This window comes from Methylomonas sp. EFPC3 (assembly GCF_029643245.1).
GTDB lineage: Bacteria > Pseudomonadota > Gammaproteobacteria > Methylococcales > Methylomonadaceae > Methylomonas > Methylomonas koyamae_B.
On the sequence record NZ_CP116398.1, the window covers coordinates 866,769 to 880,782 of the forward strand.

Here is a 14,014-nt window from a genome sequence, read left to right on the forward strand (position 1 = left end):
TCCAGCATGTTCAAACCTCTCATCCTGTACATCGGGTTACGCTATACCCGTGCCAAAAAGCGCACCCAATTTATTTCATTTATTACACTAACTTCGGTGTTGGGGATCGCCCTGGGCGTAACCGCTCTGATTACCGTGCTGTCGGTCATGAACGGTTTCGAAGCCGAACTGCGCGAGCGGATTTTAGGCATGACCGCGCACAGTACCGTCACCGGCCGCTACGGTCAGTTGGACGACTGGCAGGCCTTGGAACAACGCACCCGCGAAATGCCGCACGTGTTGGGTGCGGCACCGTTCATTCACGGTCAGGTCATGATCAATGCCGATCGTCAGGTCAGCGGTACTTTGCTGCAAGGCATATTACCGGAACAGGAAGCGAAAGTATCTGAAGTCGCCGAAAAAATGATGTTCGGCAGCCTGAAAGATTTGATCCCAGGCGAATTCGGCGTGGTGTTGGGTGCCGAGCTGGCCAGTTATTTGGGGGTGATGATCGGCGACAAAGTCACGATCATCACCCCGCAAATCAACTCTACCCCGGCCGGCATCTTGCCGCGCATGAAACGCTTTACCGTGGTTGGCGTATTCAAAGTCGGTATGTACGAATACGACCGCAACATGGCGCTGATGCATCTCGACGATGCCGCTAAGCTGTTCCGTCTAGAACAGGCGGTATCCGGCTTGCGGCTTAAACTGGACGATTTGTTCAATGCACCGATGATCACGCAAAGTATGGCCGACGCCTTAGGCGACGATTATCGCGTCAGCGACTGGACCAAAGCTCACAGCAACTTCTTCCGTGCGGTACAAACCGAAAAACGGGCAATGTTTATCATCCTGCTGTTGATTGTCGCGGTGGCGGCGTTCAATATCGTCTCGACCCTGGTCATGGTGGTGACCGACAAGCGCGGCGACATCGCGATTCTGAAAACGCAGGGGCTGAGCAATGGCTCGGTGATGGGTATCTTTATTGTCTTGGGCTGCATCATCGGCAGCATCGGCACCGTATTGGGTACAGTTGGCGGGGTGTTGTTGGCGCTGAACGTGGAAACCATCGTGCCGGCCATCGAACAGGCTTTTGGCGTACAGTTTATGTCTGCCGATGTGTATTACATCAGCGAAGTGCCTTCGAAACTGATCTGGAACGACGTTTACTGGATTGCCGGCGTCGCGTTCCTGCTGTCGTTATTGGCTACGCTGTATCCTGCTTGGCAAGCGGCACGAGTCAATCCGGCCGAGGTGTTGCGCTATGAATAGTCCCATCGTGTTGCAATGCCAACAGCTGACCAAGCGTTACGAACAAGGCGATTTGAATGTTGAAGTGCTAAAAGGCGTCGATTTAGCGATTCACGCCGGCCAGCGCGTCGCCATCATGGGTGCCTCCGGTTCCGGCAAAAGCACCTTGCTGCACCTGCTGGGCGGTTTGGATAAGCCCAGCTCAGGCAAGGTGATTCTGGACGGCGCGGATTTAAACCAAATCGGTGCTGCGAAGTTAAGTCAACTGCGTAACCGTTCGCTCGGCTTCATCTACCAGTTCCATCATTTGCTCGGCGAATTTACCATCCTGGAAAACGTGGCGATGCCGCTATTGATCGGTAACCATTCGGTTAAATCCGCGCAACAACAAGCTGCCGAATTACTGAAACGCGTCGGCTTGGGCCATAGAATGCAACATAAACCCGGCGAACTGTCCGGCGGCGAACGCCAGCGCGCCGCCGTGGCTCGCGCCTTGATCAACAAACCTAAATGCGTCCTGGCCGACGAACCGACCGGCAACCTGGACAGTAAAACCGCCGAGCAGATTTACCAACTGATGCTGGAGTTAAACCGCGAGCTGCAAGTCAGTTTTCTGGTTGTAACTCACGATCCGGATTTGGCAGCGCGGATGGATCATGTGTTGTATATGGAGGATGGGTTGATTGTGCCGGAGAGGGTGCATCATTCCTGACAAGGCAAGTCGTCGGGGTTATGTGTCGCTAGCGCGACGGCTGGTTTTAATGTCGGTTCGCGGACCGACAACCGCGATACTTTCTTTTGCTTGGCCAAAAGAAAGTATCCAAAGAAAAGGCCACCCGGATGCCGCTTTTTTCCTGCGCGCAGGTGCTTTTCAACGGGGTTGCCTGAAGGGGCTTCCCAGCCCCTGCATGCAACGCGCCGCATCCCTGCGGCGCCCCTAACGGGCTAATCCGTTCAAAAGCTCCCGTGCTCGGCGCGGTATACGGGAGAAAACCGTCCCGGAATTAAACGTCGGTTAGTGAGCAAATAACGTAGCCTCGATGGAGTGCAACGAAATCGAGGTTTTGTTTGATTGCTTCGATTACCCGGATTCCGCTGCGCTTTATCCAAGCACTTGTTGATGAGCGCGTATTTATGTACCTAACCTTCAATGGTGTTGAATAAGGAGTTTGATTGTGAAACCTGTAATTTATTGTGTCCTCGCGTGCTTATTGTTCGCTTCATCGGCAAATGCCGAACCTGTACCAGGCACTTCTGTATCCGTTACGCCTCCAGAAGGTTTCACAAAAGCTGAACGTTTTCCGGGCTTCATGAATGAAGCTATAGGGGCTTCCATAATGATTTCTGAAATTCCTGGGCCATTTGCTGAAGTTTCTGGTGGTTTCAACGACCCTAAGCGAGTACAAGCCCAAGGGAGAAATTACTTAACAAATCGTCGATTATGGTGGGTGGCAAGTCAGCAATTTTGCTAGATATAGAGCAGCCAGCCTACGGCACAATGTTCAAGAAGTGGTTGCTTGCTGTTGATCGACCCGGGGCAACCGCTTTGATTGTGGCTACGTACCCAAGTGCGGCAAAGAAGGGTTTAGCGGAACAGTTGAAAGAAGCAGTCCTCGGAGCGACATTTGGCGAAATATCAGATCCCAAAGAGGCTCTCTCCTTTACGGTTTTAACAACTCACCCGTTTGAAATAGCAAAAATCATGGGGCAAACGTTGATCCTATCAGTCAATGGTGAATTCCCAGCTAAAGACGAGAGTTCACCATTTATGATTCTGGCGTTATCGCCTAACAAGGACAACGTAATTTCCGACAAGAAGGCATTTGCGGAGAATGTGTTGATGCAAACAGCCACAGTAAAAAACATCACCATTGAACATACTGTGCCGGAAAAAATCGGTTCTTTGATGGGATACGCAATAGTTGCTGAGGGAATAGGGATCAAGGAAAAAACTCCGCTAACGATGTATCAAGTTATTTTGTATGACACTGTTGGACACAGTCTGCTCTTAGGAGTAACGCCTTCGGCCAAGAGAGATGTTTATTTGCCGATTTTTGAGAAAGTTGCCAAGACGTTTACACTGAAAGCGCGTAGGTCCGACTAGCTCAGCGTCATCAGATGTACGTGTAAATTAAATCTCTCGTTCCTCCGAATACGCTTCGCTATTCGGAGCTACATCAAGATTCTGAACAATCCCCCAAAATATTTCACAGTCGCGACGGTGTTTGTTCCCGTATGTCGCGCCGAGCACCGGAGCTTCTGAACGGATTAGCCCGTTAGGGGCGCCGCAGGGATGCGGCGCGTTGCATGCAGGGGCTGGGAAGCCCCTTCAGGCAACCCCGTTCAAAAGCTCTGGCGCGCAGGAAACAAGCGGCATCCGGGTGTCTTTTCTTTTGGATACTTTTCTTTGGACAAGCAAAGAAAAGTATCTCGGCTGTCGGGCCGAGACCCGACTTACAAACATTCGTCGCGTTAGCGACACATAATCTTACTCGGCTGAATAAACCGGAAACCTAGCACACAACAAATGCACCTTCTCCCTAACCGCATCAATCACACTCTCGTCCTCAATGTTATCCATCACGTCGCACATCAAATGAGCAACCTGGCGGACTTCGTCTTCTTTAAAGCCACGTGAAGTGGGGGCGGGGGTGCCGACGCGGATGCCGCTGGTGACGAACGGCGATTGCGGGTCGTTGGGGACGGCATTTTTGTTGACGGTGATGTGGGCACGACCCAAGGCGGCGTCGGCGGCTTTGCCGGTGATGCCTTTCGGTATCAACGATACCAGCATCAGGTGATTGTCGGTGCCGCCGGAGACCACGTCGTAACCGCGTTTGATGAACACCTCGGCCATCGCTTGCGCGTTTTTGACGACTTGTTGCTGATAGGTTTTGAATTCCGGTGTCATCGCTTCTTTAAAGGCCACCGCTTTGGCGGCAATGACGTGCATCAGCGGGCCGCCCTGGATGCCGGGGAAGATGTTGGAATTGATCTTCTTCTCCAGTTCCGGGTTGTGCTTGGCCAATATCAAGCCGCCGCGCGGGCCGCGGAGCGACTTGTGGGTGGTACTGGTGACGACGTCGGCGATCGGCACCGGATTGGGGTACAAACCGGCGGCGACCAGACCGGCGACGTGGGCCATATCCACCACCAAATAGGCACCGACCTTGTCGGCGATGTCGCGGAAACGCTGCCAGTCCCAGATTCTGGAATACGCGGAAAAGCCGGCGATGATCAATTTGGGTTTGTGTTCCAAGGCCAGCGCTTCGACTTGCTCGTAATCGATTTCGCCGGTGTCCTTGTTCAAGCCGTATTGGATGGCGTTATAGATTTTGCCGGAGAAGTTGGGTTTGGCGCCGTGAGTCAAGTGGCCGCCATCCGCCAGACTCAAGCCGAGGATGGTGTCGCCGGGCTGAATCAAGGACATGAACACCGCCATATTGGCTTGCGAACCGGAGTGCGGCTGGACGTTGGCGTAGTCGGCACCGAACAGTGCCTTGGCGCGGTCGATGGCCAGTTGCTCGACGATGTCGACGTACTCGCAACCGCCGTAATAACGTTTTTCCGGATAGCCTTCGGCGTACTTGTTGGTCAGTAGCGTGCCTTGCGCTTCCATGACGCGCGGGCTGGCGTAGTTTTCCGATGCGATCAGTTCGATATGGTCTTCCTGGCGTTGGCGTTCTTGCTCAATGGCCCGGAACAATTCGTCATCAAAGCCGGCGATGGTCATTGACTGCTTAAACATTGTGGTCTCCTGGTAAGGTTCGGGTTATGCGTTGGGATGCAGCAGCAGGATTTGCAAGTCGGCAACGTTGGTGCCGGTCGCGCCGCATTTCAGTAAATCGTTGGCGGCGTCCAGCGCCGGATAAGCGTTATTATCGTTCAGCATCGCCGCCGGGTCGATAGCCGCGGCGCGGATGCGGTTAAGGCTGCCGTTATCGACGATGGCGCCGGCGGCATCGGTCGGGCCGTCGCGGCCGTCGCTGCCGGCGCTGAGAAAGGTCCAGCGGCAATTTAAGTCTTGGGTTTCGGCCGCGATCGCGAAAGCCAGGGCCAGTTCTTGATTGCGGCCGCCTTTGCCTGTGCCGCGTAGCGTCACAGTGGTTTCGCCGCCGGCGATGATTGCGAGCGGTTGCTGCAGATCGGGCGATATTGTCACGGCGTGTCGACACAACTGTTCGGCCACCAGCCGGGCCTCGCCGCTTAATTGTTTGCTGAACAGTTCGGCGGCATAGCCGGAGCACTTGGCTGCAGCGACGGCTGCATCGACGCTCAATGCGTTGCTGCCAATCAAGTGGTGACCGACGTTTTCGAAAACGGGGTCGCCGGATTTAGGGGTTTCGGCGTACAGTCCCTGTCGGCCGGCTTGTAAATGGTTCTTCACGGCGTCAGGTATCTGCGGCCAGACCCGGTAACTCTGCAATATGTCGATCGCTTCGCCGAAAGTGCTGTCGTCCGGCACGCTGGGGCCGCTGGCAATCACGCTCAAGTCGTCGTCCAGCACATCCGACAATATCAAGGCGTGCAGATCGGCGGCCGCGGTCAAGCGTGCCAGTCCGCCGCCTTTCAAACGCGACAGATGTTTGCGGACGCAGTTGATCTGATGAATGGTGGCCCCGGATGCCAGTAGCAATTGGGTGGTGGCGATTTTATCGGCCAGACTGACGCCGGCAACCGGGCAGGGTAACAGCGCCGAACCGCCGCCGGAAATCAAGGCCAGCACCAAATCGCCGGCTTGGACGCTGTTGAGGCGATTGATCAGCGTTTCCGCCGCTTGAAGGCCGGCTTGGTCGGGCAACGGGTGGCCGGTTCCAAAGACTTGGATGTTATCGACCGCGACGACGTTTTCGTAGTTGGTGATGGCGATGCCGGGTGCTGCCAGCCACGTATCCGGAATGATTCGAATGGCCGCTTTGACCATGGCGCAAGCGGCTTTGCCGAAACTGAGCAGATGAATTCGCCGCCAATTGCCGCTACGGAGGTCGCCGCCGCAGCCGATGACTAGATTGTTACCCGCTTTATGCAGGTAATTGCCGACGCAGGTTTCGGGATCGGCCGCCGCCACGCCGGCCTGAAAGATGGCCAGGGCAGTTGCCCGTTCGGCGGATTCGGCAGCGAGGATCACGGCCGGCAAACAGCTATGCCATTTCCTTGGCCAGCGCGAAAATGATTTCGGCGTCGAATACTTGCTTGTTGTCTTCGAACAATTTGGCAATACAGGCCCGATGCAGGGCCAGTTTAAACGCGCCGAAGCCGATCGCGCCCCAGACGATTTTACCGTGCCGCTCCCGGCCTCTATCCATCACGTCGGTGCCGCCGATACCGACCGGTGGTGTGGCGTTGGCGTCTGCCAGCAGCTGTAGATGAGGGTTATCTTGCCAATGTTCGGGTTTCAGCAATTCGACGCCGGCGGCACCGGTCGCCAACACGATGTTGGCGTCTGCGATCGCTGCGGCGCGGCTATCGTAATCGCCGGCTTCCAGCGGCGTGATGTCGACGTCGAAGCGCTGTTTCATCGCGAAGCAGGCTTTTTCGGCGTTGAAAATGTGGCGCGAGGTGATGCTGACCTGGGCGCCTTCAAGCGCCATCATCGCTGCCGCACGTTGGCCGACCGGACCGGTACCGGCCAAAACCACGGCTTTTTTGCCGGCCAATGGCGCGCTGCCGGCCAGTTTGGCCACGGCGGCTGCAGCGGTGGTATTGCTGCCGTTGCTGTCCAGCATTACCGACACTTGAAAGCCCGGGAAGAAATGTTTTTGTACCGCGGCCAGTAACTTCTGGCCGGCCTCCATATTGCTGCCGCCGATGAAGATCGCCGTGTTTTTTTTGTCCTTCGGTGCGCGAGTGAAAATGGTACCGTCGACCAGGGAGCCGACATTGTCGGGAGTCAGGCTGCCGTGGCCGATCACATGGTCGGCGCCGCCATCGTAGGCCACGACGGTATCGAAGACGGAAGGGTGGGCATCGGTGTCAAATTGGAAGAGCAGTTTTTTCATTAACCTACCTGATAAAAGACGCTGGAGGCCGGAGACTGGCGTTTGGGTGGCGGCATTATACCGGAGTTTGTTTTGCCCGCTTCACATTCGGAACCGGCCGGATAAAGCGGGAATTAGAGATTGTTTGAGCAAAAACTTTATGTCATATTGAAACGGCTAACCGCGCCGCCAGGGCCGGATCAGTCCATTCACAGATGATGAGGAGCCCCGATGAAAACCCCCGTTGATATTGCTGTTACCGGAGCAGCTGGTCAAATAAGCTATTCGTTGTTGTTTCATTTGGCGGCGGGTGAACTGTTGGGGCTAGATCAGCCTATCGTATTGCGCTTGTTGGAAATTCCGCCGGCAATGAAACAATTGCAGGGTGTGGTCATGGAACTGAACGACTGCGCATTTCCGCTATTAAATAAAGTCATTATCACGGACGACCCGAAAGTGGCGTTCGATAATGTCGATTATGCGTTTTTGGTGGGGGCCAAGCCGCGCGGTCCGGGTATGCTGCGCAGCGACTTGCTGCTGGATAACGCCCAGATTTTTATCAATCAGGGCCGAGCCTTAAACGAAGTGGCCAGCCGTAAGGTCAAAGTTCTGGTCACCGGCAATCCGGCCAATACCAATGCGTTGATCGCGATTCACAATGCGCCGGATCTGGCGCCGGAATGTTTTGCTGCAATGACGATGTTGGATCATAAACGGGCGATCAGTCAGGTTGCGGAAAAGTGCGGCGTATTAAGCCGGGATATCAAAAACATCACGGTCTGGGGCAACCATTCCTGTACTCAATATCCGGATTTGCATCATGCCAAAGTCAAAGGTATGGATGCCTTGTCTTTGGTCGAGCACGATTGGTTCGTCAACGATTTTATTCCGACGGTGCAATACCGCGGTACCGAAATCATCAAAGTACGCGGCCAATCCAGTGCGGCGTCTGCGGCGCATGCTGCAATCGAACACATGCGCCTCTGGGCGCAGGGCACGGATGCCGGCGACTGGGTTAGTATGGCTGTGGCGTCGGACGGCAGTTACGGCATTGAAGAAGGATTGGTTTATTCATTCCCGGTTCAGGTCGTAGACGGCCAGATTCGGATCGTCAAAGGTTTGGATCTGAACGAATTCAGCCTGGAGCGCTTACGCCAAAACGAAGTGGAATTGAAGGAAGAGCGGCAGGCGATCCAGCATCTGCTATAACCCGGTACTGCCGGTATCGCTCGCTTTAAGCAGATCAGGGGCCTGAGCCAAAACAGTTGCATTGACTTTAACCGTCCGCCAGACGAACCGCTATTTGCGCGCAGACGTCGGGTAGCGGGAAAACGCCGGAACAATCCCGGTCCTCAAAGCCGGCGTCGTCGGCAAACACGATACGCAATTGTCCGGCCTGACGGTTAGCTAGCCGGTACCATGGCAGCAGGCCGTCGCTTTGCGCTGAGACCGGACCGCTGGCGCTGAAATCGAGTTTGCCGGCTTCGTTACAATATTTCATCCGGGTATAGGCGTTGGCAACGAAATTTAGCCGTTTCCAGCCGCGCAGTTTTGCATGCCAGCGCGATTGGTCTTGGCGGTGGTGTTCCAGGAAGGCCTGATATTGGCTTTGCGACAGCACCGATTCGACTTCGTAGGCGAAAGTCATGGCCTGGCTGAAACTCCATTCTGCCGGAACGCCGGCGTGTACCAGGGTGTAATTCAATTTAGCGTCGTGGTGGATCAGACCGCGTTGGCGCAGCCATTTCAATAACTCGTCCCGATCCGGAGCGGCCAGCACCGGCTCGAAACCGGCAACGGAATTGCCACAGCCAGCCGCGGCCGACAATAACTGCAGGTCGCGATCGCCCAGCACCGAAATCGCGCTTTTTCCCAAACTTTTCACCAAACGCAGTACCTCCAGCGTTTGCGGATTGTCGCCGGCTAAATTGCCGGCCAACCAGATCCGGTCCGTTGCCGGATCGAATCCGATTTTACCCAGCAACTGTTGTAAGGCTTGGTAGTTGCCGTTGATACTGCCGATTGCATAGAGCGCCATTGCCGATTCCGCGTTAATTGTCTCGGGCCAACTCAAGGCTTCGTCGACAGGGGTATGTCACGCGATGAACTGCTCGGCCGGGACATAATCGATGGCGAAGGCCTCCGCGATGCCGGCGCAGGTGACCTGACCTTCTATCACGTTAAGGCCTTTTAAAAGTGCTGGATTGTCGCGCAAGGCTTGTTTCCAGCCTTTGTTTGCCAATTGCAGAACATAAGGTAACGTAGCGTTGGTCAGGGCCAGCGTCGAGGTGCGCGGTACGCCGCCCGGCATATTGGCCACGGCGTAATGGACGATGCCGTCAACCAAATAAATCGGCTCGGCGTGTGTCGTCGGACGGGTGGTTTCAACGCAACCGCCTTGGTCGACCGCGACGTCGACGATCACGGCGCCGGGTTGCATTAGCTTCAGGTCTTCTCTCCGAATCAATTTCGGCGCTGCGGCGCCGGTCACCAGCACGCCGCCGATTACCAGATCGGCCTCGGCGATTTGTTCCAGGATGGCGTGGCGGCTGGAGAACAACAGTTGCACGTTGGCCGGCAGAATGTCGGCGAGATGGCGCAGACGTTCCAGCGACAAATCCATCACCGTGACTTGGGCGCCCAGACCGGCTGCCATTTTAGCGGCCTGGGTGCCGACTACGCCGCCCCCCAAAACCAATACCTTAGCCGGCAGCACGCCAGGGACCCCGCCCAGCAACATGCCACGGCCGCCGTACAGTTTCTCCAGGTAGTGAGCGCCTTCTTGTACCGCCAGCCGGCCTGCCACCTCCGACATCGGTGTCAGCAACGGCAATTCGCCGTTGGCCAATTGGACCGTCTCATAGGCGATGCAGGTCGCGCCGGAGGCAAGATGCGCTTCGGTCAATTCGCGATCGGCAGCGAAGTGAAAATAGGTGAATACGGTTTGGCCTTTGCGCAACAGCGGCCATTCGGTTTTTATCGGTTCCTTGACCTTGACGATCATGTCGGCTTCGGCCCAAACCGTTTCGGCGCTGTCGGCCAAGCCGGCACCGGCAGCTTGATATTGTTCGTCGGTGAAGCCGGCACCCACACCGGCGCCGCGCTGCAAGGTCACGCTATGGCCAGCGGCTACCAAGGCCGCTACTCCGGAAGGTACCAGCGACACGCGGTTTTCGTTGGGTTTGATTTCCTTCGGAATCCCGATTTTCATATTCACCTCATGGGTTGTTGACCAGCGTTGTTTGGATAATAGCAATAAATGGACCCAGACGAAGTCGCCGAGTTTCAAGAACTTGCGAACCCTTCGCCGGAAGTCGGGAGGCAATTGTCGGGTTTTACTGTCGTTTTGGCGTAAACCCTTCACCTTATGGGGTGAAGGACTAAAAACTGACTAAGCTTAAGCGGTTAGTTTCAGCTTAGAGGATGTCATGAACCACACCCAAAACATTCTGATCGGCCACTTGACCGAAGTGAGAGGCGACGGCATGGATGCGCGCATCATCGAAGAACATTCGACCGCGGCGCCGATCATTCGGCTAGGCGACGAGGAAATTCTGGCCGGCCATATCGGATCTTACGTCGTGATTCGGCAGTCGCATATCGGCGTGTTGGCGTTGGTGTTCAAAATGTGGGAACGCGACCGTTTCGATAGTGCCGGGAACCGGGCTACAGATCGTTTCATTGCATTGATTCCGGTCGGGGAGTTGACCGAAAACAATGTGTTCATTCGCGGTGTGCGCCATTATCCAACGCCCGGTGCCGCGGTCTATGCCGTTGGGCTGAGCGAGATCAATGCGATTTTTTCCAAATTTCGCGATTACCAGTTTTTTATCGGTCAGTTGGCCAGCCACAAGGATTACCACCTGAGCTTGGACCCGCGGGCCTTGTTCGGCCGACATTTTGCGATCATCGGCCAGTCCGGTTCGGGTAAATCGTGGACCGTCACCAGTTTGATCCAGCACACGATGAAAGCCATGCCGAAAACGCACATGGTCATGTTGGATTTGCACGGCGAATATTGCTGGAAGCGTCCCGACGGCAGCATCGAATCGGCGTTTCCGGCCGATCAGGTCAATTATGTCGACGCGTTGGACATGGAGATGCCTTACTGGATGATGAGCTACGCCGAGTTGGTCGATTTGTTCATCGACCGCGACGACAACGGCGCTTCGATGCAGATGGCGTTTATGCGCGAAATTCTGCAGCAATTGAAACGTAAGGAAGCCAAGGCGATTGGCTTGGCTTCGGTGACGATAGACACGCCGATCTATTTTTCGTTGGCGGAAATGTATATGCAATTCAAAGCGGCCAACGAGGAGCGCAAAGACTTCGGTAAAACCAAAGGGGCGTTGTTCGGTCAGTTCGACGAATTTTTGGTCAGGATGCAAAGCCGGTTCAACGACGTGCGCTACGATTTTTTGTTGAAACCGAAAAAGCGTAATTCGTCGGACAGCATGGCCGGCTTGTTGCGTCAGTTTGTTGGCCTTGGCGACAAAAAAGCCAATATTACCGTGGTCGACCTTAGTTCGGTGCCGACCGACGTCCGGCCGGCCGTGTCGGCCCAGGTCGGCCGCTTGGCTTACGAATTTAACTATTGGAACCCGAGCCGCCGCGAATTTCCGATCACGTTGATTTGCGAGGAGGCGCACGCCTATATCCCGCGCGAAAAAAACGGTCAGTTCGACGGCACCCGCAAAATGATGGAACGGATTGCGAAGGAAGGACGCAAATACGGTGTCTCTATCGGCGTGGTCAGTCAGCGGCCGACCGAACTTTCAGAAACGATGCTGGCGCAATGCAGCTCGTTTATTTGTTTACGCACCACCAACCCTGACGACCAGCAATATATCCGGGGTTTGGTACCGGAAGCAGAGGGCGATCTGGCGGATATTTTGAGCTCTTTGGGCCGCGGTGAGGCGTTGGTGTTGGGCGAGGCAGCGCCGTTACCGACCAGGGTGCAGATTTATCGGCCCAGCCCCGAACCGAAAAGTAACGATGTCGATTACTACACTAGCTGGCGCGAAGGCCCCGAGGATTTGGATGTGGAAGGCATCGTTCACAATTGGCGGACCCAGAACCGGAATTAATCGGTTAGTCGATGGGCTGCCGGTACCTAACGTTTGAAGCCGGCCCTGGTGTGCGCGGGTTAAGCGCGTGCCCGCCCGCGTATTACCGGGGCAGTCATGCGTCAGGCTGGTAAGCGCTCACTCGGCTGAGCGATGCGGGACGTGGTTCCGCATCGCCGCTCCATCGCCACAGTCTCCAATCCGACTACCGCCTCACCTACCAAAATTAGGCAGCGAAATAGCCTGTCTATGCAATTTCAAGCCGCGCCAAACCCATCGGGCAATTACCTTTTAGGCGAACGATAACCCGCTCATAACTCCCGGCCAAAATGCGGACTGTTTTTTGCAACCGTGAATTACATCACTATCTTTTTTCAAAATATAAGTACTAGCTCGAGTTTTTGCCGTTAAAACGCTGCCAAAAACGGAAAAAATCAAATGATGGCGAGATTAAAATAAAATTAAAAAAAGAGACGTGCGCCGCAAAAAAATCAATGAATTCAATTTATAAGACGAATCTTTTAAAGTTATACTGCGTCACGCCGTTAAGGTAAGTGTCCGTTATGAGTCTTTCGGAATAAAGCACTAGCGGCACTTGGAGCCTCTGGTTTTCATGCTTCGTATCAAGAGAGAAGAGGCGGGTACCGCCCATGGCATCTTGAGGTTTATAAAGGAAGATCGCTTATCCGGCTGGATAATAAAAAATAATTGAATCGGCAAGCCAAATACCTGGGAGATTAAATATGATGGAAGAAACTTTAGATGTAATAAAAGATATGGATATTCCAGACTTTATTTCTTTTGAGGATGTGGAGGACGATGTAGTTGAAGTCGATCCTAATGAAAATTTCAAATTAACTGAAATAGAAAGCGGTGATTCGCAAAGTGATAGCGGTTTCGATGCTACTCGCGCTTACTTGAACGAGCTCAGTAAGTCCCAGTTATTAACGGCCGATGAGGAAAAGATATACGGAAAACGCACGCAGCAAGGGGATCCACAAGCGCGAAAAATCATGATCGAAAGCAATTTGCGTTTGGTCGTCAAAATTTCTCGCCGCTATTTGAATCGAGGCTTGCCTTTGCTCGATTTGATTGAGGAAGGTAACCTGGGTTTGATCAGAGCCGTGGAAAAATTCGATCCGGACCGCGGCTTCCGCTTTTCCACTTATGCTACTTGGTGGATTCGACAAACCATAGAGCGTGCGATTATGAACCAGACGCGGACTATCCGCTTGCCGATTCATATCGTCAAAGAAATGAATATTTATTTGAAAGCGCAAAGGAATCTGGCGCAACAGCTGGACCATGAGCCGACAGTTGATGAAATCGCTAAACATTTGGATAAGCCGGCGAAAACTGTCAGTAAAATGCTGAAACTGAATGAACGAGTTACTTCGGTAGATGTGTCTTTCGGAAAAGATTTCGACAAGCCCTTATTGGAAACCATTTCCGAAGAAGAGAGCCGTAACCCGGCGGAAATTTTGCAGGACAACTTTATCCAAAATAACGTCACATATTGGGTATATCAACTGGCCGAGAAACAACGCGAGGTGATTTGTCGGCGTTACGGACTATGTGGTTTCGAAAATGCGACCTTGGAACAAGTGGCTCTGGAATTGGGCGTCACTCGGGAGCGGGTGCGGCAAATTCAGATGGATGGTCTCAAACGTTTGAAGGAAATCTTGGAAACCAGCGGTTATTCCTTTGAATCCATCTTTAGTTAACTAGTGTGATTAT

General features: G+C 54.1%; 12 protein-coding genes. 7 read left to right on the forward strand and 5 right to left on the reverse strand.

Translation table 11 applies throughout. The features are described from left to right. Positions 1-6: 6 nt before the first annotated feature. From PL263_RS03850 to PL263_RS03865, 4 genes are all read left to right on the forward strand, one after another. Positions 7-1,254, forward strand: a complete 1,248-nt coding sequence (locus PL263_RS03850; protein WP_278211763.1) for a lipoprotein-releasing ABC transporter permease subunit — start codon at positions 7-9, stop codon at positions 1,252-1,254. Continuing rightward, positions 1,247-1,945, forward strand: coding sequence for a lipoprotein-releasing ABC transporter ATP-binding protein LolD (lolD, locus tag PL263_RS03855; RefSeq protein ID WP_278211764.1), 699 nt, complete (start codon positions 1,247-1,249; stop codon positions 1,943-1,945). Before PL263_RS03850 ends, lolD begins: the two co-directional genes overlap by 8 nt. Before the next feature lie 463 nt (positions 1,946-2,408). Next, on the forward strand, positions 2,409-2,705 hold the full coding sequence (locus tag PL263_RS03860) for a hypothetical protein (RefSeq protein ID WP_278211765.1): 297 nt from the start codon (positions 2,409-2,411) through the stop codon (positions 2,703-2,705). Next, positions 2,675-3,337, forward strand: coding sequence for a hypothetical protein (locus tag PL263_RS03865; protein WP_278211766.1), 663 nt, complete (start codon positions 2,675-2,677; stop codon positions 3,335-3,337). Before PL263_RS03860 ends, PL263_RS03865 begins: the two co-directional genes overlap by 31 nt. Before the next feature lie 384 nt (positions 3,338-3,721). Here the strand turns inward: PL263_RS03865 and glyA are convergent, their stop codons facing one another. The 3 genes from glyA to PL263_RS03880 are packed head-to-tail and all read right to left on the reverse strand — an operon-like array spanning position 3,722 to position 7,232. Further along, on the reverse strand, positions 3,722-4,981 hold the full coding sequence (gene glyA / locus PL263_RS03870) for a serine hydroxymethyltransferase (protein ID WP_278211767.1): 1,260 nt from the start codon (positions 4,979-4,981) through the stop codon (positions 3,722-3,724). 24 nt (positions 4,982-5,005) lie between these two features. Further along, positions 5,006-6,361, reverse strand: a complete 1,356-nt coding sequence (locus PL263_RS03875) for a glycerate kinase (RefSeq protein ID WP_347568951.1) — start codon at positions 6,359-6,361, stop codon at positions 5,006-5,008. Positions 6,362-6,374: 13 nt separating this feature from the next. Continuing rightward, positions 6,375-7,232 (reverse strand): NADP-dependent methylenetetrahydromethanopterin/methylenetetrahydrofolate dehydrogenase, encoded by an 858-nt coding sequence (locus PL263_RS03880; protein WP_278211769.1) that lies wholly within the window; start codon positions 7,230-7,232, stop codon positions 6,375-6,377. A gap of 210 nt (positions 7,233-7,442) precedes the next feature. On the opposite strand from PL263_RS03880, the gene PL263_RS03885 reads away from it, so the two are divergent. Beyond that, positions 7,443-8,420, forward strand: a complete 978-nt coding sequence (locus PL263_RS03885) for a malate dehydrogenase (protein WP_140912912.1) — start codon at positions 7,443-7,445, stop codon at positions 8,418-8,420. Between the two features lie 67 nt (positions 8,421-8,487). Here PL263_RS03885 and PL263_RS03890 read toward each other — a convergent pair whose 3' ends face one another. Continuing rightward, positions 8,488-9,249 carry a symmetrical bis(5'-nucleosyl)-tetraphosphatase gene (locus PL263_RS03890; protein WP_278211770.1) on the reverse strand — a complete coding sequence of 254 codons (762 nt, stop codon included), beginning with the start codon at positions 9,247-9,249 and terminating at the stop codon, positions 8,488-8,490. Between the two features lie 57 nt (positions 9,250-9,306). Continuing rightward, the gene (ald, locus tag PL263_RS03895) at positions 9,307-10,422 is read right to left on the reverse strand and encodes an alanine dehydrogenase (RefSeq protein ID WP_278211771.1); all 1,116 of its coding nucleotides are present in this window, start codon (positions 10,420-10,422) and stop codon (positions 9,307-9,309) included. A 217-nt stretch (positions 10,423-10,639) separates the two neighbouring features. Between ald and PL263_RS03900 the strand changes: the two genes are divergently transcribed. Together PL263_RS03900 and rpoS are read left to right on the forward strand one after the other, a co-directional pair. Then, on the forward strand, positions 10,640-12,298 hold the full coding sequence (locus PL263_RS03900) for a DUF87 domain-containing protein (RefSeq protein WP_278211772.1): 1,659 nt from the start codon (positions 10,640-10,642) through the stop codon (positions 12,296-12,298). Positions 12,299-13,020: 722 nt separating this feature from the next. Then, positions 13,021-14,001, forward strand: coding sequence for an RNA polymerase sigma factor RpoS (rpoS, locus tag PL263_RS03905; protein WP_140912916.1), 981 nt, complete (start codon positions 13,021-13,023; stop codon positions 13,999-14,001). The last annotated feature ends 13 nt before the right edge of the window (positions 14,002-14,014 follow it).

Coding starts and splice junctions, on each gene's coding strand:
- PL263_RS03890 (WP_278211770.1), bottom strand. CDS start 9,249: ATGGCGCTCTATGCAATCGGCAGTATCAACGGCAACTACCAAGCCTTA.
- glyA (WP_278211767.1), bottom strand. CDS start 4,981: ATGTTTAAGCAGTCAATGACCATCGCCGGCTTTGATGACGAATTGTTC.
- PL263_RS03865 (WP_278211766.1), top strand. CDS start 2,675: ATGGTGGGTGGCAAGTCAGCAATTTTGCTAGATATAGAGCAGCCAGCC.
- PL263_RS03850 (WP_278211763.1), top strand. CDS start 7: ATGTTCAAACCTCTCATCCTGTACATCGGGTTACGCTATACCCGTGCC.
- PL263_RS03880 (WP_278211769.1), bottom strand. CDS start 7,232: ATGAAAAAACTGCTCTTCCAATTTGACACCGATGCCCACCCTTCCGTC.
- lolD (WP_278211764.1), top strand. CDS start 1,247: ATGAATAGTCCCATCGTGTTGCAATGCCAACAGCTGACCAAGCGTTAC.
- PL263_RS03885 (WP_140912912.1), top strand. CDS start 7,443: ATGAAAACCCCCGTTGATATTGCTGTTACCGGAGCAGCTGGTCAAATA.
- PL263_RS03900 (WP_278211772.1), top strand. CDS start 10,640: ATGAACCACACCCAAAACATTCTGATCGGCCACTTGACCGAAGTGAGA.
- rpoS (WP_140912916.1), top strand. CDS start 13,021: ATGATGGAAGAAACTTTAGATGTAATAAAAGATATGGATATTCCAGAC.
- ald (WP_278211771.1), bottom strand. CDS start 10,422: ATGAAAATCGGGATTCCGAAGGAAATCAAACCCAACGAAAACCGCGTG.